Annotated in this window: 22 protein-coding genes and 1 pseudogene; 4 read left to right on the top strand and 19 right to left on the bottom strand. The window is 55.1% G+C overall.

What is annotated here, in order from left to right; all coding sequences use genetic code 11:
* The first annotated feature begins 38 nt into the window (after positions 1–38).
* The gene (locus EUZ85_RS04365) at positions 39–731 is read left to right on the top strand and encodes an aspartate/glutamate racemase family protein (protein WP_127968096.1); all 693 of its coding nucleotides are present in this window, start codon (positions 39–41) and stop codon (positions 729–731) included.
* Entirely contained in the window at positions 716–1057 is a 342-nt protein-coding gene (locus tag EUZ85_RS04360) for a YfiM family lipoprotein (protein WP_127968095.1), read from the top strand. Before EUZ85_RS04365 ends, EUZ85_RS04360 begins: the two co-directional genes overlap by 16 nt.
* Positions 1058–1088: 31 nt before the next feature.
* Here EUZ85_RS04360 and EUZ85_RS04355 read toward each other — a convergent pair whose 3' ends face one another.
* The 3 genes from EUZ85_RS04355 to edd are packed head-to-tail and all read right to left on the bottom strand — an operon-like array spanning position 1089 to position 4763.
* On the bottom strand, positions 1089–1973 hold the full coding sequence (locus EUZ85_RS04355; RefSeq protein ID WP_127974404.1) for an aldo/keto reductase family oxidoreductase: 885 nt from the start codon (positions 1971–1973) through the stop codon (positions 1089–1091).
* A 5-nt stretch (positions 1974–1978) separates the two neighbouring features.
* Positions 1979–2947 carry a glucokinase gene (locus EUZ85_RS04350; protein ID WP_127968094.1) on the bottom strand — a complete coding sequence of 323 codons (969 nt, stop codon included), beginning with the start codon at positions 2945–2947 and terminating at the stop codon, positions 1979–1981.
* On the bottom strand, positions 2940–4763 hold the full coding sequence (gene edd, locus EUZ85_RS04345) for a phosphogluconate dehydratase (protein WP_127968093.1): 1824 nt from the start codon (positions 4761–4763) through the stop codon (positions 2940–2942). The genes EUZ85_RS04350 and edd overlap by 8 nt, the downstream gene beginning before the upstream one ends.
* Before the next feature lie 221 nt (positions 4764–4984).
* On the opposite strand from edd, the gene gap reads away from it, so the two are divergent.
* Both gap and pyk read left to right on the top strand, forming a co-directional pair.
* Positions 4985–5989, top strand: coding sequence for a type I glyceraldehyde-3-phosphate dehydrogenase (gene gap, locus EUZ85_RS04340; RefSeq protein ID WP_127968092.1), 1005 nt, complete (start codon positions 4985–4987; stop codon positions 5987–5989).
* A 25-nt stretch (positions 5990–6014) separates the two neighbouring features.
* Positions 6015–7462: pseudogene (gene pyk, locus EUZ85_RS04335) on the top strand (pyruvate kinase).
* A 198-nt stretch (positions 7463–7660) separates the two neighbouring features.
* Here pyk and EUZ85_RS04330 read toward each other — a convergent pair.
* The 16 genes from EUZ85_RS04330 to EUZ85_RS04255 form a co-directional block, all read right to left on the bottom strand.
* Complete coding sequence (locus tag EUZ85_RS04330; RefSeq protein ID WP_127968090.1) at positions 7661–8131, bottom strand: hypothetical protein; 471 nt, start codon at positions 8129–8131, stop codon at positions 7661–7663.
* 4 nt (positions 8132–8135) lie between these two features.
* Positions 8136–8759: a hypothetical protein gene (locus EUZ85_RS04325; RefSeq protein WP_127968089.1), complete on the bottom strand. Its 624-nt coding sequence runs from the start codon at positions 8757–8759 to the stop codon at positions 8136–8138.
* Positions 8760–8913: 154 nt separating this feature from the next.
* Complete coding sequence (locus EUZ85_RS04320; RefSeq protein WP_164887178.1) at positions 8914–9618, bottom strand: MOSC domain-containing protein; 705 nt, start codon at positions 9616–9618, stop codon at positions 8914–8916.
* A gap of 148 nt (positions 9619–9766) precedes the next feature.
* Positions 9767–10390: a LysE family translocator gene (locus EUZ85_RS04315; RefSeq protein WP_127968087.1), complete on the bottom strand. Its 624-nt coding sequence runs from the start codon at positions 10388–10390 to the stop codon at positions 9767–9769.
* A 245-nt stretch (positions 10391–10635) separates the two neighbouring features.
* Positions 10636–10935: an SEC-C metal-binding domain-containing protein gene (locus EUZ85_RS31975; RefSeq protein ID WP_127974403.1), complete on the bottom strand. Its 300-nt coding sequence runs from the start codon at positions 10933–10935 to the stop codon at positions 10636–10638.
* Positions 10936–11069: 134 nt separating this feature from the next.
* Complete coding sequence (locus EUZ85_RS04305; protein ID WP_241566951.1) at positions 11070–11792, bottom strand: hypothetical protein; 723 nt, start codon at positions 11790–11792, stop codon at positions 11070–11072.
* A gap of 239 nt (positions 11793–12031) precedes the next feature.
* Complete coding sequence (locus EUZ85_RS04300) at positions 12032–12358, bottom strand: hypothetical protein (protein ID WP_127968085.1); 327 nt, start codon at positions 12356–12358, stop codon at positions 12032–12034.
* Positions 12359–12437: 79 nt separating this feature from the next.
* On the bottom strand, positions 12438–12773 hold the full coding sequence (locus EUZ85_RS04295) for a low molecular weight protein tyrosine phosphatase family protein (RefSeq protein WP_127968084.1): 336 nt from the start codon (positions 12771–12773) through the stop codon (positions 12438–12440).
* A gap of 104 nt (positions 12774–12877) precedes the next feature.
* Positions 12878–13363, bottom strand: coding sequence for a C40 family peptidase (locus EUZ85_RS04290; protein ID WP_127968083.1), 486 nt, complete (start codon positions 13361–13363; stop codon positions 12878–12880).
* Positions 13364–13410: 47 nt separating this feature from the next.
* Positions 13411–14034 (bottom strand): response regulator transcription factor, encoded by a 624-nt coding sequence (locus tag EUZ85_RS04285; protein ID WP_127968082.1) that lies wholly within the window; start codon positions 14032–14034, stop codon positions 13411–13413.
* 10 nt (positions 14035–14044) lie between these two features.
* On the bottom strand, positions 14045–15385 hold the full coding sequence (locus EUZ85_RS04280; RefSeq protein WP_127968081.1) for a cache domain-containing protein: 1341 nt from the start codon (positions 15383–15385) through the stop codon (positions 14045–14047).
* 61 nt (positions 15386–15446) lie between these two features.
* Complete coding sequence (locus EUZ85_RS04275) at positions 15447–16733, bottom strand: TRAP transporter large permease subunit (protein ID WP_127968080.1); 1287 nt, start codon at positions 16731–16733, stop codon at positions 15447–15449.
* Entirely contained in the window at positions 16730–17275 is a 546-nt protein-coding gene (locus tag EUZ85_RS04270; RefSeq protein ID WP_127968079.1) for a TRAP transporter small permease subunit, read from the bottom strand. Before EUZ85_RS04270 ends, EUZ85_RS04275 begins: the two co-directional genes overlap by 4 nt.
* A gap of 156 nt (positions 17276–17431) precedes the next feature.
* Positions 17432–18556: a TRAP transporter substrate-binding protein gene (locus EUZ85_RS04265; RefSeq protein ID WP_127968078.1), complete on the bottom strand. Its 1125-nt coding sequence runs from the start codon at positions 18554–18556 to the stop codon at positions 17432–17434.
* A gap of 216 nt (positions 18557–18772) precedes the next feature.
* Positions 18773–19273 (bottom strand): protein-tyrosine phosphatase family protein, encoded by a 501-nt coding sequence (locus EUZ85_RS04260; RefSeq protein WP_127968077.1) that lies wholly within the window; start codon positions 19271–19273, stop codon positions 18773–18775.
* A 42-nt stretch (positions 19274–19315) separates the two neighbouring features.
* Entirely contained in the window at positions 19316–19786 is a 471-nt protein-coding gene (locus EUZ85_RS04255) for a hypothetical protein (protein WP_127968076.1), read from the bottom strand.
* Positions 19787–19797 lie beyond the last annotated feature (11 nt).

Raw genomic sequence — 19797 nt, 5'->3', positions numbered from 1 at the left:
GTTTATAAATCATCAACATACGCCAGAAGGAACAGACCATGAAAACCCTGGGCATTCTGGGTGGAATGAGCTGGGAGTCGACCCAAAGCTACTACCGCCTCATCAATCAGGGTGTTAAAGACGCCCTCGGCGGCCTGCACTCAGCCAAACTCCTCCTGCACAGTTTTGACTTCGCCGACATTGAGCGTCTGCAGGCGCAACAGGACTGGGACAGTCTCGCCGACATGCTGGCGGAAGCCGCCACTGGCCTGGAGCGCGCCGGCGCACAGGCCATGTTGATCGCCACCAACACCATGCATAAAGTAGCGCCGGAGGTGGAAAGCCATCTCACTATTCCGCTGCTGCACATAGCCGACGCCGCCGCAGATGAACTTCAGCGCAATCGCCATAAGAAAGTCGCGCTGCTGGGCACCCGCTACACCATGCAGTTAGATTTCTACAAAACGCGCATTCATGACGCCAGCGGCATTGAAGTGATCACACCGGAATCGGCGCAGCAGGAAGAAATCAACCGGATCATCTATGAAGAGCTGTGCCGAGGCGAACTGCTGCCTTCGTCCAGAGACTTCTATTATCGCGTCATTGACGAAGTGGCCAGTCAGGGCGCGGAAGGCGTGATACTGGGTTGCACGGAAATCGGCCTGTTGGTCCGCCCGGAAAACTGCGCCATTCCCCTCTACGACACGACAGACTTGCATTGCGCCATGGCGGTGAAATGGGCCACTGCATAAAACCTCTGTTCGCGCTAACGCTGACCTTAACCTTGGGCGGCTGCGCCGCATTGCGTGAAGATCCCAGCGACTGGCTGGGGAAAGACAAGATTGCGCACTTCACCGCCTCCGCCGCTCTCGCCGCCGCAGCTTCCGATCAATTGGACAGCGGCTCTCGCAGCGACTGCGGAAGCGCGGCGTTAAGCGTAGGAGTAGCTATGACATTTGGCGCGGGAAAAGAATATTACGATGAAAATTATGCGGGGAAATACTGGAGTTACAAGGACATGGCGGTCAATTTGTTAGGCGCCTTGACCGGCGCGCTGGCCGCATCAAGGTGCCTGTAAGCCTCACGCCAGAGTGACGCAAGGCGCCGGATCAGGCGACGCAGTGGCCGCGAGCCGCTTCTAGCAACGCATACCAATCAGTTCGGGACATTTCATGGCCCACACCCGAGATAGCGTCGTTGATGCGGGATTCGCGCAGAGACCCAAGCACCGGCAGCGGACTTCCGGGTATACGCTTCAGCCAGGATAACGCCAGCCCGGTTTCCGAAACGCCAGTTTGCGCGGACATCTTGGCCAAGGCGTCACGCAACGCAGGAATGCGCGATAGTCCGCCGCCGCCCAATGGAGACCACGCCATCGTCTGCACCTGATCGCGTCGCAGAGCATCCATGGTTCCATCAAACAGGGATTGGTTCGCCAACACGGAAAGCTCTATCTGGTTGCACAGCAAAGGCGCATTCAGATGATCCGCCAGCAACCGCCAGTGCTCAGGCAGAAAATTAGAAACGCCGATAGATTTGATCTTACCGGCCATCAGCAGATCCTCCAGCACCCGCGCCGTATTTTCCACCGGCATCAACGGGTCTGGCCGATGCAATAGAAAACAATCAATGCTGTCCACTTGCAGGCGGCGCAAGGAGTCATCCACGCAAGCCATCACATAGGCGGCTTCCGTGTTGTAATGCTTCACGAATTCAGAGGAGCCGTCCTCGGCGGGAGGAACGATGTCGCACTTGGAAATCAGGCGAACATGTTCCTTCAACGCCGGAGCAGCTTGCAACGCCAGACCAAACAGGCGCTCGCATTCGCCGCCGCCGTATATATTGGCGTGATCAAATACCTTCAGTCCCTGATCCAGTCGGGCCTCAATCCACGCCGCCAGCGCGGACGCAGGACAAAGTTCCGGATAATCCAACAGACGCATCATTCCCAGCGCCAAAGGGGCCCCTTGCAGCTCAGCCCGAATTTGATCCATCACTACTAATGCACCTCTTGGTTCTTCAATGCTTCCGCTGCGCCGAGCAGTCCTGTGTAGGTTTCCGTCACCACATAGACCGGAATACCGCCTAAATAGTCGCCCATCCGCCCTTTGTCTTCAAAACACTGGCGGAAATCGCTGTCGCGGAAAAACTCAATGAAGCGGGGAATAATACCGCCGCACACGTATACGCCGCCAAGCGCGCCCAACGTCAGCGCCGCATTGCCCGCTACGCGTCCGAAAATGGCGCAGAACAGTTTTAGGGTTTTATGGGCGACCAGGTCGCTGTTCGCCAGCGCGGCTTCCGTAACTTGTGAAGGCTGGGTGTGCGCCGGCTCCACGCCGTCGATCTCGCACAGGCTACGGTACAGGTTCAACAACCCTTCACCGCACAGAATCCGCTCGACGGAAACCCGCCCGAAGCGCTCTTTCAGGATTCGTAATACACTGATTTCCACTTCATCCGTCGGCGCAAAATCAACATGACCGCCTTCGGTGGACAATGGAGCCCAATCGGTCATGGTGCGCACCAGACCGGATACGCCCAGACCGGTGCCCGGACCAATCACTAATCTGGCCGCGCCGGGCTTGCCTTCACCGCCGCCAACCTGCTGCAAGTGCGCATCCGTCACGTGCAGCGTGCCCAGAGCCATGGCGGTGAAATCATTGACGTACTTGAACGTATCAAAGCCCAGCCGGGCCTGCATGTCGGCCTTGTTGAAAGTCCAGTGATTATTGGTCATTTTGATGGTATCGCCATGCACCGGGCAGGCGAACGCCATACAGGCTTCATGAACTTCAGCTTCAGGATGGCCGGCCAGGTAATCCCGCACCGCTTCATCCAGATTGGCGTAATCATTACAAGGAAGCACCTGGATGTGCTCCAGCTCGAAACTATCCCGGGCCACCAGCGCGAAACGCGCATTGGTGCCGCCAATATCGCCCACCAGGGCGTATTGCGCTTTACTCATCGACGCTACTCCAGAAACTAGACGCGCCAGCTTCCGCATGGCTGGCTTGACGGCGCATCATACCGAACAACTCGCGGCCATAGTCAAGTTCATTCGCGCTCAGATTCGCCGTCGCTAACGAACGGGCGTCGAACTCTTCCGCAGTCGTCAGTACTTCCAGCACGCCTTTGCGCGCGTCCAGGCGGATCATGTCGCCATCGCGCACTTTCGCCAGCGGACCGCCGTTGGCGGCTTCCGGGTATACGTGAATGGCCGCCGGCACCTTGCCGGAGGCGCCTGACATGCGCCCGTCCGTCACCAGCGCCACTTTGAAGCCACGGTCTTGTAATACTCCCAGGTAGGGCGTTAGCTTGTGCAATTCCGGCATACCATTGGCTTTGGGTCCCTGGAAGCGCACGACTACGATGCAGTCTTTATTCAGTTTGCCGCTGCTGAAAGCGTCGCCCAAGTCGTTTTGATCGTCGAACACCACCGCGGGCGCTTCCACCACCCAGTGTTCTTCTGCGACGGCGGATACTTTGATAACGCCGCGTCCCAGATTGCCGGACAGCACCTTCAAACCGCCATTGGGAGAGAACGGCTCCGCCGCCGAACTCAAAACAGCGGGGTTGAGGGTTTCCGCTGGCGCGTCTTTCCACACCAGCTCGTTATTTTGTAACGTCGGCCCTTGCGCATAACGGCTCAGGCCTCTGCCCACGACTGTTTCCACATCGTCGTGCAACAGACCCGCGCCCAGCAGTTCCTTAATAAGGAAAGGCGTGCCGCCGGCCTCATGAAATGCATTCACGTCCGCCTGACCGTTCGGATAGATCCGAGTCAGAGAAGGAACCACGTCGGAAAGTTCCGAGAAATCGTCCCAGTTGATGATCACGCCCGCCGCCCGGGCAATCGCCACCCAGTGCATAGTGTGGTTGGTGGAGCCGCCAGTGGCCAATAACGCTACCAGTGCGTTGACGATGGTCTTTTCGTCCACTATATCCGCCATGCCCAGAGTCCCGCCATTGGGCGCGGACAAACGCACCGCCTGCTGCGCAGCTTCTTTGGTCAGCGCTTCACGCAGCGGGGTGTTGGGATGAGTGAAGGCCGCGCCAGGCAGATGCAGGCCCATCACCTCAACCAGCAACTGGTTGCTGTTGGCGGTGCCGTAGAAAGTACAGGTGCCCGGACTGTGGTAGGACTGGCTTTCCGATTCCAGCAGCTCGTCTTTACCCACTTTGCCCTCGGCGTAAAGCTGACGAATGCGCTGCTTCTCTTTATTAGGCAGCCCTGAAGGCATCGGGCCGGCGGGAATCAATATAGAAGGAAGGTAACCGAAGCTCAGCGCGCCAATCAGCAGGCCGGGAACGATCTTGTCGCAAATACCTAATAAAAGGACGGAGTCGAACATATTGTGACTGAGAGCGATCGCGGTGCTCATGGCGATGGTGTCACGGGAGAACAGGCTCAGCTCCATCCCCGGTTGCCCTTGCGTCACGCCATCGCACATGGCGGGTACGCCGCCGGCGAACTGCGCCACGGAGCCCATATCCCGCACCGCATTGCGAATCACTTCTGGATAGGTTTCGTAGGGCTGATGGGCGGAGAGCATGTCGTTGTAGGCGGAGACAATTGCGACGTTAGCCTGATTCATCAAACGCAGCACATCTTTATCCGACTGCGTACAGGCCGCGAAACCATGCGCCAGATTGCCGCAAGCCAGGGTTTTGCGCTGCGGCTTGTTGTTTTTCAGGTTCTCCATGCGCTGCAAATAGGCTGCTCGGGTGGCTTTGCTGCGCTCGATAATGCGTCGGGTAACTCTGTCTACAGTCGGGTGCATAGCTGATCGCTCTTTTATATGTTCGTCTGTTTGTCCCAATAAAACGCCGGGGGCTGCGCTGATACGCGGGTAACTCCAAGCCCGACGAGGAAAAAACCAATTATTTGGTAATATTACAAGATTAATTGATCAAAATCACGACATGACCGTACCATTCCGGAAATTATTTTGTTATATTTACTACATGTGAAAACAAAAAATTCCCCACCTGGAGGATTGGCATGACGATTCGAGTTGCTATTAATGGTTTTGGCCGCATTGGACGCAACGTTCTCCGCGCCCTTTATGAAAACAACTATCGCAAAGACATTCAGGTAGTCGCTATCAACGATTTAGGCGACTCCGCCATCAACGCTCACCTGTTCAAGTATGACACAGTTCACGGGCGGTTCTCCGGTGAAGTCAGCCATGACGAAGAGTCCATGACCGTCAATGGCGACCGCATCTCCATCAGCGCGCAAAGAGACCCCAAGCTTCTGCCCTGGAAAGCCCTGAACGTAGACGTGGTCTACGAATGCACTGGCTTCTTCACCAGCAAGCCCAAGGCCATGGCTCATATTGAAGCCGGCGCTAAAAAAGTAATTATTTCCGCTCCCGCGACTGAAGTAGACGCCACTGTGGTCTTCGGCGTTAACGAAAACATCCTCAGCGCGGACCATCAAGTCATTTCCAACGCCTCATGCACCACCAACTGTCTGGCGCCAGTCGCTCAGGCTCTGCAGGCTGCGGTAGGCATTGAAAGCGGTTTGATGACCACAATTCATTCTTATACTAACGATCAAAAACTCACTGACGTATACCACTCGGACCTGTACCGCGCGCGTTCCGCCACCCAGTCCATGATCCCCACCAAAACCGGCGCCGCTGCGGCGATTGGCCTGGTGTTGCCGGAACTGGAAGGCAAACTGGACGGCATGGCCGTCAGAGTTCCAACCATCAATGTTTCTCTGGTGGACTTTTCTTTCATCGCGGGCAAAGACACCAGCAAAGAAGAAATCAACCAAATCATGCGGGAAGCTGCTGCGAAATCAGCAATTCTCGACTATAACGAAGAGAAACTGGTATCGGCCGACTTCAACCATTCGGCGTTCTCCAGCATCTTTGACGCGGGCCAAACCAAAGTTAAAGGCCGCCATGTAAAAGTCATGGCTTGGTACGACAACGAGTGGGGCTTCTCCAACCGTATGCTGGACAACACGCTGGCTCTGATGAAGGTCGCCAGATAATCCGGTTCATACGAGAGGTAGAGATATGTTACGTCGCACCAAAATAATCGCCACACTGGGTCCAGCCACCAGTTCATCTGAAGCGCTGGAGTCCATCATCAAGGCGGGAGTCGATGTTGTCCGGCTCAACTTTTCCCACGGCGAGGCCGCAGAGCACATCGCCCGTGCGGAACTGGTGCGCGAACTCGCGCGCAAGCAAAATCGTTTTGTCGCCATTCTTGCCGACCTGCAAGGCCCCAAGCTGCGCATTGCACGGTTTGTTGACGGCAAAGTCACCCTGACTCCAGGCCAGCGTTTCGTATTGGACGCGCGCCTGGATAAAGAAGCTGGCGATATTGATCGCGTCGGCATCGACTATGAGCAGTTGGTGAATGACGTCGCCGCCGGAGACACGCTCCTGCTTGACGATGGTCGTCTGGAGCTGGAAGTCGAAGAGGTTGTTGGTCTGGAAATTATCTGCCGCGTGATTATTGGCGGCAAACTCTCCAACAACAAAGGCCTGAACAAGAAAGGCGGCGGACTTTCCGCCAAAGCGCTGACGGATAAAGACAAAGCGGACATCAAGACCGCCGCCAAGCTGGGCGCGGACTATGTCGCCGTCTCTTTCGCACGCACCCCGGAAGACATGCATGAAGCGCGCGCACTGCTGAGGGCGGAAGGCTCCAACGCCAGCCTGATGGCGAAAATCGAACGTGCTGACCTGGTTCATAATCCCGAACAACTGGACGCCGTAATCCTGGCCTCCGACGCAGTCATGGTGGCTCGTGGCGATCTGGCGGTGGAAATCGGCGACGCAGAACTGGTCGGCGTACAGAAACACATTATCGCCCGGGCCAGAACCCTGAACCGGGTTGTGATCACTGCGACTCAAATGATGGAGTCCATGATCAGCAGTCCCATGCCGACTCGCGCGGAAGTGTCCGACATCGCCAACGCGGTGCTGGATTACACCGACGCGGTCATGCTGTCCGCCGAATCAGCCGTGGGCCAGTATCCTGCGCAGGCGGTGGAAGCTATGGCGCGGATTTGCGTTGGCGCGGAGAAACATCCGTCCACGCATCAGTCCAAACACCGTATTCATGAGGGAATGGCCGCATCGATGAATCCATCGCCCTGTCGGCGATGTATGCGGCCAACCACCTCCAAGGCGTGAAGGCGATTATTTGTATGACTGAAACCGGCGCTACGCCGTTGTTGATGTCGCGCATCAAATCGCCTCTGCCGATTTACGCGTTCTCGCGCCACCATGAAACTCAGCACAAAGTCGTTCTTTACCGCGGCGTGCAGACCATTCCCTTCGATTCGGATCAGCATCCTAACGAAGAGATCAACCAATTGGTGGTGAACGAACTGGTGAAACGCAATGTAGTGACCGATGGCGACCTGGTAATCCTTACCAAGGGCGACTACGTCAACGCACAGGGCGGCACCAATACGATGAAGATCGTACGCGTAGGAGGTTCTATTCAGTAAGGATGAAGGGTCCCAAACGCTTTTTATCCACTTTTGCGGGAGGCCGCGTCTAACCCGGCCTCCTCATTTTCGATCACACTCTCGCACTCGCAATCTGAGTGATTTAGCAGGGTTCCGGAGTCCCCATTCCACCCTGCTCTTTTTTTGCCTGCGATCTGGGCTCAATCTCCGCAACATGCGCCAAATTTCAGCCGCTCCCTACCTGCCTGTCACCAAGCGCAACTGTATATCCTCGTCGCCAAACCGCTTGAGCGCCTGCCGGACAACACATGTCGAGCGCATAAACGGGCAAGCGAAATCTGCAGGTAAACGACCTAACAGTAACTTTTCCCGTATCGCTTTATGCGCCGTACAGATATGCATGCGCTTATCGAACACGTCCAGATAAATCTCATGATTCACCAAGTACTCATAGAACTCCCGGTTTGGGTAGTGGGGCTCCAGCTCCTCTACTTGCTCACTTTCCTCATGTGATTTGCTGGCGACCAGGTATTCCTTAACATTGGCGATAGCTGTCTGCAAAGGCGAGTCTGCATCCCCTTGCCAGAAGGCGATAATTTCGCCTTGTAAAGAGTGACCCAATCCAGCCCACCAATCCTCCACTTCCCCGTGTCTCGCCTGAGCCACGCCTTCAAGGAAAAATGAGGGCGCAGACGTACTACTTTTCATTATCTTAATCTCCTCCACATCCGCCTCCGCAACCTCCATCGCCGCCATCGCTATCTCCGCCACCAGCGCAACCGGAGCCGCACCCGATATGACTGGCGCAATAGCCGACGCCTCCCGGACCTTTGCAGTTAAGGCTGTAAACAAAACCATCTGGAATCTGTAAGTCGTGATCCATCGAGAAAATCATCGGCAAACGACTTGGGTTGCGACGATCGATGCCGTCCTTGTGACAGGCCAGCCTCCAGGCAGTCTTGATGGCATTCTGGGCCTGGGTGGGGCTTTGCATGGCTTCCGCCGGCGTATGGTGTAAGAAGCGGCCGAAACACTTCTGACAGAACTGCTCGTAGGCGCGGGTGAACAATATAAACTCGTGCCAAGCCACGTCCACTGCCTGCGAGGGCATGGCCACCATGCGTCGACCACCAAGCTGGCAGAGCGCAAAATACTCTTTCAGTCCTGTCATGACCATCTCTAACTGCGAGTCATTCAGATGCTGATATTTGTTCTGGACTTTGCTCTTAATGCTACCGGGAAATTGAAATGCTTTCAGCGCCTGTCGCCGCGCCCGATTCAGCAGCACACGATAGAGTATAAAAGCAATGACCGCTCCCGCCACCAACCAGGCCATGACGCTTACCTCCTACGTTGAGGATAGGACGAAGCCTCCTGCGTCGCGCCTTCCAGTATTAATGGAGAAGAAGAAAAGTATGGATTACAAGAAAAGTTTAGACGTAGCTTCTTTATCTTGTGCGACAACTTTCAGCCATGGCGCCGCAGAACAATCATTCTAAAAATGCGTGCTCGCCTTGCCGTAAAATACCGGGCTCCATCACCTGCGCATATACGCCGAAATTAAACTGCGTATGTTCGCCAATCGCCCTGGTGATCATAAGATCATCAGGCAAATCTGACTGCCGCATCCCCGTCATGACGCACCGCTCAGTCAGTCCGCTAATGTGCAGACGCAGACCGCCGGAAAAGGAAAGGGTCTTACCCAGCCAGTCGTGCTCAACCACGCCAACGCCAGAGGTCGACAGCAGGATATTAGGCCGAAAGCGACGCTCATCGATAAGCGACTCCGGCAGCAGCCCTCGCAACCAGTGCAGCGCTGAAGTGGAAATCAGGTGTACAGGCCCCGCATCCAGGTGCGATACAGCCGCTTCTCGCACCAACTCTACCTCCTGACCCAACACTGAGGACAGAGCCTGATTCAGATCGGGATGGTCGTTAGACATGACCCGCCCATCAGGCAATCGCAACAACACCGAGCCGGCGTCCCAACGCGCGCTCATCGTCAAAAGCCCTTCCATTCTTGCGAAGCGCCTTGTGTTCTTGCCGCTGCCAAATTTACCCGCTCCGTTGCGGACGGCGAATATCCGGTCGCCCTCCACACCGCGTTCGTCAAACGCCAGAGCGTCAATCGTTTCCCCCAGGAGTGATTTAACCGGATAGCGCCACAGGGAAGACGCGACTCCAATTGACTGCATGCCAAGGTTCCTTATTTGAGAATGAGTCGGAATGTAAGACTGATGCGCTCCCCCAAGCCACATTACTTTTCAGCTCATGAAATAGCGCATCTGGGCTTTCCACAAAAGCCGCTTGCAGAATGATATCGGGACTCACTTCGCGACCGGCCTATCCATGCCGCGCTGCGGCGGTTAGCACTCCGGCGCCAACAAGCAGGGAGCCGCCCACGCGATTGAAGCGCTTTAAAGCTTTGGGGTTGCGCAACATGGAGCGCAGTTTGCCGGCGAACACCGCATACATGGCGGCGTTGAGAACGCCTAACACCAGAAAAGTAGCGCCGAGTATGACAAATTGTGGAGCCAGCGCCGCCTCAGTGGAGACAAATTGCGGCACGAAGGCGATAAAGAAGATGATGCTCTTGGGATTCAGCGCTGTGGTGATAAACGCGCTAATGAACTGACTGCGCCCGCTGACGCCGGTCGCCCGCCCATCGTCAGCGCTCAGCGACGTGGAAGAACGAAACATTTTCACGCCCAGATAGGCCAGATATAACGCGCCGACCCACTTCAATACCGTGAACGTAAAAGCGGAAGCCGCCAGAATAGCGCCAAGGCCAAGAAAGGATAAGGTCATGGCGACCAGATCGCCCAATCCCACACCCGCCGCCAATGGCGCTACAGAGCTTTTACCTGACGACAGCGCCTGACTGACCACCAGCATGACGGAAGGTCCGGGGATCATCACCACGACCAGAGAGGCCACCACAAACATCAAATAAGTATCCAGACTCATACGCCACCGCCATAACGCTGTAGATCAAATATCGCTCCCAGCAATGTACCCCGCTCACACACAGGGGGTCAATGAAGTAGAAGGGGGTATAGATGTGAAAGTATCTGGAGGCCATCGCCCCGCATGTAGGTGCGGCGGCGATGGCTGAGGTAAGTCTGACTTTGCGCGCTTGTCGACACCAAGGTCGCAAGCGCCTGCTTAGCGGAAGTAGTCGTCTCGGTTAATGCCGTCGAAAGCAACCTGACTTAAGACAACATTGCTTGAAACAACCTCCGTGAGCCACAGGGACAGGGATCATTTCTCCCCAGCTTCTCATGCAGATCTTTGTCTCCATGAACGACTCTGTAGCCGCGCTTCACCTGAGTTTCAGATGGATAACCTTTCCTGCGCTTACTGGTGACCTCGAAAGCACAGCATTTCTTCGTATTTGGTACGCATGACACACCTCCATTGATGTTGCTGTCATTGTTGCTCCTCTCGCCTAACGGCGGGGAGGCGGCATCATAGCACTGGAAACGCGTTCGACAAAATCGCGCTAACGCCATCATGGTGGCGAACAGGGATAAGTCAGGAATAAATAAAGGTATTGGTGTTGCTTACTATAAATGGGGAAAGAGAGGATATTCGGGAGAGGTCGCAGGGCCTGTTGATCACAGAGCCCTGCTTAGAACACGCTGTACTACAGACGACGATGGATACGTGCGCCTTCCTTAGTGCGCTGATCCAAACGCGCCATGATCTCGCGCATTTCTTTCGCTTCTTCTGAGGCCTGGTTACGCTTCTGCGCTTCCATTTCCGCTTTCTCAGCCGCAATCGCTTCGCGAATGCGCTTTTCCTTCGCTGCTGAGCCAGTACGCCCTTCGGACAGCTTGGGACGGTTTACTGGAGCGGGGGCAGTTGCGCCAGTCGCAGACTTGGCCGCTTTCGCCAGACCTGCCGCGCCGGCCTTCTTCGCCGCCTTTTGCCCCGCCTTGGTCCCACCGCGACGGCGGGCCTCGATACCGGCAATCAATGCGCGCATCTCTTCCGCCTCACGGGTGGAAGCGGTGTGGCGCAGTGGTTTCGGTTCCGCTTTAGGGGCGGGCTTAGGAGCTTCCGGCTTAACCACAGCCTCTTTTTTCTTCGGCGTATAGTCGGGATCGTCAGAGCCGTCCGACATTTCCTGTTTCAATGCTTCCAACTCTTTCATCAGATCCATTGATGGTTTGGATTTGTTCTCTGGTCGAGTCAGTGTGACTTTGACTGCTTTAGCGCCCAGCGCTTCCATCGCTTCAGCCAACATTTCCCGAAGTTCTTTAGGGTTATCAGAATAACCCCACTCTTCCATTTTGAAAGAGTCCGCGCCGCTGGACCGCAGAGTTTCAAAGAACTCACCCATCGCGCCTTCGGATTCCTGGACCAACAAATGCCCCCAATGATCCTCCAATGACCTGCGGGTGCTGCCCGCAAAAACTTTCCCCGTAACTTGATCGGTAGCAGTAAAAACTATCACCAAAAACCTCAAATTCGTTGCCGCACACTCTTCGTTTTCCTGCTCGAAGACACACCTCCGAGAGGGCCGAACATTATAAAGAGATAACCGAAAATTATAAGGGCTGACAAACAGTCTCAAATGTGCATGGCGGGAAAAATTTTGTGAAATCAGGCCTCGATTTCGGGCTCTCCTGCGCAGTCAAAGGTCAGTTCAAACGCATCCGTCGTAACGATAATCTTTTGTTGCGCGCCTTTCTGCGCGCTCAGCACGCCAATAACGGTGGGCATATAGTCCGCGTCGCCGACGGCGTCAAAATAATCCGCTTTGCAGGTAGTGACCCCGGAAAAAATTGCTCTTCTGGTAACGATGCCGGATTCCGGCTCCGGTGTGAGATCCAGACACAATTTTGCGGTCAAAGGAGAATAGTCGATTCTGACGACCCAAAATGGATCAACGCCGATCAACTTCCTTTCAAGAAGATTCGTCATTTTCATGGTCAGTCCCACACAAGGATTCAATATTGAATTGAACCATCATAAAGGAAAGACGCCTGCTTAGACTGGCGTTAGTTGATTAAAAATTGGTTAATTCCAGTATGGAAGCGACGGATATCTGCAGTATCTCCACCAACTCTGGGTCCATGTACTGATACTCATCCGGAATATCGAGAACATGTATCTGTTTATGCTGCAGCAAGCGTCCATATTCCGACGTTAAGCGATGCTTATGCTTATCTTCCATAACCAAAATAATGTCAGCCCAGCAAAGATCCGTCGGGCCGATAGTTTTACGGGCTTTGGAGCTAGTCCCCGCCGAGCGCACCTTCAACTCTGGATGTCTGCGCCAAACCTGCTCTGCAGTAGGGCTGCGCCACTGGTTACGACTACAAACAAATAGGATATTTCTCAAAAAAGTATTTTAACCTGGTGAAACCCTGAACAGCTCTTTATTCAGAAGTTGATGAATGATGCGTCTAGCCTAAAGCTTTTCTGCGCTGCCGACGGAGGGAGCTACTATTTAACCCGCCGCGCCTGCCAAAAATGATCGGCCCAGTAGCCGTTATGCAGATAGGCCAGTTCCACTCCGTTACTGGTAGATGCATGCAAGAAACGATTTTTTTCCACGTAGATGCCGACATGAAGCCCCTTCCAGCCGCCGGGCTTGAAGAACACCAGATCGCCGGGTTGCAGTTCTTTGCGGCTCACCTGACGCCCCTTTTGCGCCAGTCCCTTAGTGGTTCTGGGCAATTTGGCGTCGAAGCGCTCCTGAAAAGTAAGAAACACCAGGCCTGAACAGTCCACGCCGGACTTATCAAGGCCTCCATAGCGGTAGTCTACGCCGCGCCACTCGTCATACTGGTCATACAAAGCGGCGGCGACTGGGCTGGATATTTGTTCAGGAGAGGGTATCGCCGTCGGTGGATGATTCACCCTCACCGAGCTACACCCGGAGGCGAACGCCATCAAAATGGTAATTAATATGAACCCGGATATACGCATCGGCCAATCCTCTAAACTTACGCTGACAGGCGAAACGATAAACCGACTTACATTAACCCATGCTTAATGGCGTATTTCGTTAATTCCGCCGTGGAGCTAAGTCCCAGTTTCGCCTTGATATTCTGCCTGTGAGTTTCCACTGTACGCACGCTGATGGCAAGTTCTTCCGCAATCGCCTTGTTACTCTTGCCTTCCGCCACTTTCTTCAGCACCGACGCCTCCCGATGAGTCAAACTGGCGGAAGTCTCGCCGCGCAACTGCGGCTGAGAAAACAGGGCGGCAGAGGCGCCGCTGCTGATATAGGTGCCGCCTTCATACACTGTGCGAATAGCGCGAATCATTTCATCCACAGACACATCTTTAAGAATATAGCCCTTGGCGCCTTTATGCAGAATCTGCGACACATACTCTTTATTGTTGTGCATGCTGAGGATCAATACGCGGGTATCGGGAAAGTGCTGCGCCATATACTCCGTGGCGTCGATGCCGTTCATGCGCGGCATGCTGACGTCCATCATCACCACATCGGGCCGATGTTCCGCTACTGCGTCAATGGCCTGTTTACCATCCGTCGCCTGGGCCACCACATCGATATCCGGCTCCTGCTCCAGCCGGGCGCGGATGCCTTCCAGCACCAGAATATGATCGTCAACCAATACCAGTCTTATCATTCTTGTCTCTTTATCCCACGAAGGTCACCTGAATGCAGGTCCCTTTGCCTTCTTCCGAATGTACACTGAAATTTCCGCCAAGAAACTCCACTCGCTCGCGCATATTGCGAATCCCGATGCCTCTGCCGTGGCCGAGACGCCGCAACGAAAACCCTGCGCCATCGTCCTTCACTTCCAGAAACAGTCCTTCCGCATCCTGCTCCAGCCGCAGCGTCACTTGCCTGGCGCCGGCATGTTTTTCCACGTTATATAACGCTTCCTGGGCGATGCGGTAGAGGGTCGTAGCGATATCTTCATCCAACTTGGTTTCCGAAACCTGCAGATACACGGATACGTCGATGCCGGAGCGCTCTTCAAAATCTTCTCCCAGATGCTCCAACGCCGCCACCAGACCAAGGTCGTCTAAAATGCTGGGGCGTAAGTCGTGACTGATACGCCGCGCTTCCTGAATCGCCTGCTTCAGGGTTTCCCGTCCTTTCAGCAGAGGCTCGCGCAAGGTCTGCTGACTTTCCTGCAACAGGCCCAACACCGTCTCGATACGATATTTCACCGACACCAGCAATTGATTAATGCCATCGTGCAGTTCCCTCGACACCCTTCGCCGCTCTTCCTCCTGCAGCTGTACCGTTTTATGACTGAGTTCCTTGAGGCTTTGATCCGCCAGGCGGTGTTCATGCACGTTGAACCAGATTGAAGCGATCAGCACTCCCATTACCGCCAGCAAGGCAATAATGACGAAGGTCAGCAGGGCGTCCGCCACGTTCTCGTCCACGCCGTCTTTGATCAGCTCCATTTCCTGCTGGATATCATCAAGATAGAGCCCTGTGCCGAACATCCAGTTCCAGGGCGGCAACGATTCCACATAGCTGATCTTGTCCACGGTCACCCGGGAGGTCGGTTTCTGCCAGAGATAGTTGTGAAAGCCGCCGCCTTCCGTGGCCCGCGCCAGCAGATTGCGGATAACGTAATTGCTGTTATTGTCCTTAATATTCAGCAGGTCCATGCCCACCAGCCCGGGTTGGGTGGCGTGCACCAGATTCACGCCGCTGGGGGTGTAGGCGAAGAAATAACCATCCTCACTGAAATGCATGCGCTGCATCAGTTCCTGAATGCTGCGCTTCGCCTCTTCGTCGGACTCCGCCGTCTCAATCAGATAACCGGAGGTGATGCGCATGATGCTGACATAACTTTTCAGCGCCGTTTCCTTGGAGCGCAACAGATTGTTCTCAAAGGTCTCCAGCTCACGCTGCGCCAGCTCATCCGCCAGATTCACCATCGCCAGCGCAAACGCGATAGAGATCAGCAACAACGGCGCTAACGCCAACAGAACAACTTTAGTGCGTAGCGTCATGACGCAAGCCTCCAGCAGATAAACAGGATCTGGCGGAGCGCCTCCCTGCGCGTCGCCTCAATCAGACTTCAAAGCCAAACAATCCTGGCGCGACCAGCAACAAAACCAGCACCAGCGCCTGCAGGATGATGAATGGCGTAACGCCCCGGTAGATGTCCATCGTAGTCACCTCTTTCGGAGCAACCCCTTTAAGATAGAACAAACTAAACCCAAACGGCGGCGTCAGGAAGCTGGTCTGCAGGTTCATGGCGATCAGCACCGCAAACCAGACCATACTGATGCCCAGCGATTCCGCCACCGGCGCCAGGATCGGCACAATAATAAAAGAGATCTCCACGAAATCGATGAAGAACCCCAGCACCAGAATAACCAGCATGGTGAGGATCAGGAAGCCCCACTTCTCACCGGGCAATTGAGTCATCCAGTGCTCCACCAGCGTATCGCCTCCCGCATAGGTGAAGGTCATCGAAAACGCCGTCGCGCCCAACAGGATCGCAAACACCATGGCGGTAACCGTCACGGTTTCGCGGCTGCACTCCCACACCATTTTCCAGGAAAACTGGCGATAGCACACCGCCAGCAGCAGCGCGCCGACTCCGCCCAAAGCGGAGGATTCCGTGGGCGTAGCGATGCCGGTGAAGATTGATCCCAGTACTACCAGAATCAACGCCAATGGCGGCAGGATAGAGAACAGCGCGATTTTCACCTGCTGCGCCCGGTTCTCGCCGTTGTCCGGCAACGCCGGCGCCATATCGGGGTTCAGCCAGGCGACGATCAGAATGTAGGCGATATAGGCTACGATCAACACCACGCCAGGGACTACCGCCGCCTGAAACAGGTCTCCCACGGGGATGCCCATTACATCGCCCAGAATAATCAGAATAATAGAGGGAGGAATAATCTGCCCCAAGGTGCCGGAGGCGCAGATAGTGCCGGTGCTTAAGCCTTTGTGATAGCCGTACTTCAGCATGACCGGCAATGAAATCAGCCCCATGGCCACCACGCTGGCTCCGACCACGCCCGTAGAAGCCGCCAGCAAAGCTCCGACCAGTACGGTGGAAATGGCGAGACCGCCACGAACCCCGCCGAAAAGACGTCCCATCGCTTCAAGCAACTGCTCCGCCAGTCGGGTCTTCTGCAACACCAATCCCATGAAAATGAACATTGGAATGGCCATCATCACGGTATTCTCCATGATGCTTTGAATGCGGTACGGCATGAAAGCGAACAGCTCCGGCCCCTGGGCGATCAAGCCGAACACCAACGCCACGCCGCCAAAAGTAAATGCGACGGGGAAGCCAAACATCAACATCAGCAACGCCACCGCGAACATAATAATGCCAATCACGCCAATCCCTCCTTCGCATGAGACTCTGCATACTTCTCTCCCAACAGCAGCACTCTCAGCGCCTGAGTGATCATGCCCAGGCCGGACAGTAAAATCAGCAGTGAGGACAGAGGAATCAATGACTTAATGATCCAGCGATAGGGTAACCCTCCAGGATCGCCGCTGCCTTCCATCAGATCGAATGCATCCACGGTGAAGCCAAAACCGAAATACATCACCAGCAGTGAGAATGGCGTGACGAATACAATCGCTCCAACCATGTTGACGATGGCTTTCACCTGGTCCGACCAGCCTTCATACAGCACATCCACGCGCACATGGCCGTCCGTACGCAGCGCATAAGGAACGCCTAATAAAAAGACGGCGGCGAACAGATGCCACTCCAATTCCTGCATACCGATAGACACCTGATTGAACAGGTATCGCATCACCACGTCGTAAAACACGTTGACCAGCATCAGCAGGAAACAGCCTGCGGCCATAAAACCGCAGATGTGAGACGCCCGCTCGAACAGGCGATCGAAGATCTTAATCCACTGCATATTCCACTCCGGCCCGGGCGCAGGACAGCCCTCCAGCGGATTGCCACACACACAGCGCCCATCCAGCCTCCCTGAAACAGGCAGGCCTTCTGCAAGCGTGAGTCTGTGATCCGCCGGAGGCGCGCTCTGTCTGAGCGGCCCCGGGTTTAACTGCGATTAGCCTTGGGGTTGGCTGTTGAGGTAGGCGAGATCGGAAATCTCAGTCCAGCGACGCGCTTTCAGCATGTAATCGTGCTGAGACTTGAGGATTTCCGCAGCCATGGGATCGGTAGCGGCTTTTTCCGCCAGCAGCTCATCGTTCGCCTTACGCATGGCGGCGATAACTTCTTTAGGGAAAGTGCGCAGTTTGACGTTGGGGAATTCCGTTTGAATGGTCGCCCAATTCACCGCACTTTCATGAGTGGACTGGATATACATGTCGTAAGCGGCTGTGCGCATAGACACCCGCAGAATCTCCTGCAAGTCCGCAGGCAGCTTCTCCCAGGATTTTTTATTGATCATAAACTGCAACTCTGTCGCAGGCTCATGCCATCCGGTGTAGTAATAGGGCGCGATTTTGTGGAAGCCCATACGCAAATCCAGAGAAGGACCGACCCACTCCAGAGCGTCGATGGTGCCGCGTTCCAACGCCGTATACAGCTCGCCGGAAGGAATATTGGTGGGGCTCACGCCGATTTTGGCCAATACTTCCCCGGCAAATCCGGGAATACGCATTTTCAGACCCTGCAGATCCTGCAGCGAGTTGATTTCTTTCTGGAACCAACCGCCCATCTGGTTGCCGGTATTGCCGCCAGGGAACGAGAGTATGTTGTGCTTGGCGTAGACTTTCTCCATCAGGTCCATGCCGCCACCGTAGTAAAACCAGGCATATTGCTCCGGCGCAATCATGCCGAAGGGCATGGTGGTGAAATAAAGCGTCTCAGGCACTTTGCCTTTCCAGTAATAGGAAGCGGAGTGGCCCATGTCATACTGGCCGGTCTTGACCATATCGAACACGCCGAAGGGCGCTTTGTGCTTGTTGGCGGAATCAATGGTGATTTTCAGCCGACCATTGGACATTTTCTCCGCCATCGCCGCCATATTGCGGGGCGCATCGCCGAAGATCGGGAAGTTGGGCTGCCAGGTTTCCGCCAGTCTCAAGGTATAGACCTGTTCCGGCGCTTTGGCTTCTGGAGAGGCGGCCTGCGCACTGGCGGCCGGACTGGATTCGTTGCATCCGGATATTCCGAAAGCCAACAAAACAGATACGGGAAGGATTCTGAGGAATCGCTTAAGAGTCATATTGTGTACCTTTCTTATATTTATTTTCGCGTAATAACCGCCGTCGCCGCTAAACGGCAACGGGCTCGCGTCGCACTCGTACCCGGGCGCTTCACAAAATGCTCTCTTTTTGACTGATCAAATTCTATCCGTATTAGCGCCGTTAGGCGGTGGGCGAATACGCCCGCAGAACTACGGATTCAATCTAAGTAGTACTACGTAGACGAGAAGTTGACTTTATTGGGATAAGGCGCGGGCATGCTCTATCACCCAGCGTCGCTGAGCGTCCGTATCCGGCACTTCCACGCCGCGCTTCAGGCTGATTTCAGCGAAAGCCTGTTCTGGGGTCCAGCCATGACGCACCAGCAAAGAGGCGGCGATCGTGCCGGTGCGTCCAATGCCGGCGCGGCAGTGAATCACCAGATGATCGCCCGCCAATACGGCGGGATAAATAGCGTCCAGCAGTGTGGCGACGTCCCGCACGGACCTGGGCAGCCCGAAGTCGGGAATGGGGAAATGGGTAAACGTCATACCCAAACGGCGACATAGCTCCGGCGCTTGAGTCAGCCCCAGCTCGCGAATCTCCGGTGTTTCCAGTAGAGACAACATCCTGGTGACGCCGCTGCGGGCGATGCCGGCGAACTCCTCCTCCATCCACTCCCCGGCGACCGGTTTGGCCATGACGGAAAAGCGGCCGCTTCCAATAGATTGGACGGGATAAATGGTGCTGACGAGCACGTTTTGACTCCTTAGCTTACGAATAATCGAAAGCGGCTATTTTTACTCAGCCCCCACGTACTCGTAAAATAATTCGCAGTAATCCACGTCTTTGTCCGCGCCGGCGCGCAGGCGCTGTTTCAACTTCTGAGTAGTGGCGTGGTTGGCGGCGTAGTCTTTGAGTTCGCCCTGAAACTCATAGTTCATCGCTTCCACCAGCTCGCAGAGCAGCCGGTGATCGCAGTGGTCGATAAAACCCAGGGACTTGTCCAGGGCGCGCTTGAAATCCTTGGTCAGGAGGGAACCCAGCGCGGAGGCCTTCAGCCATTTGTCCGCCTGTTCATCGTCCAGAATGTGCTCGCTCAATTCGGTGGTTTTCGGATGATTGCGGATGGCGAGTTCAACAAGGGCGGAGTTGGCGCAGGAGGGTTCGGATTGATAATCCTGGACTAATTCTATCAGGGTATTTTCCTGAAGCGCCGTCCAGTCCTGCTCAAGGGGAAAAGTCTTCTGAATATCGTGGAAGTCGGTCATTCCTGCTTTCT

It is taken from the genome of Hahella sp. KA22, assembly GCF_004135205.1.
In the GTDB taxonomy this organism is placed as follows: domain Bacteria; phylum Pseudomonadota; class Gammaproteobacteria; order Pseudomonadales; family Oleiphilaceae; genus Hahella.
Note: the sequence above shows the minus strand (reverse complement) of the source record. Positions and strands in the feature narration are given on the sequence as shown.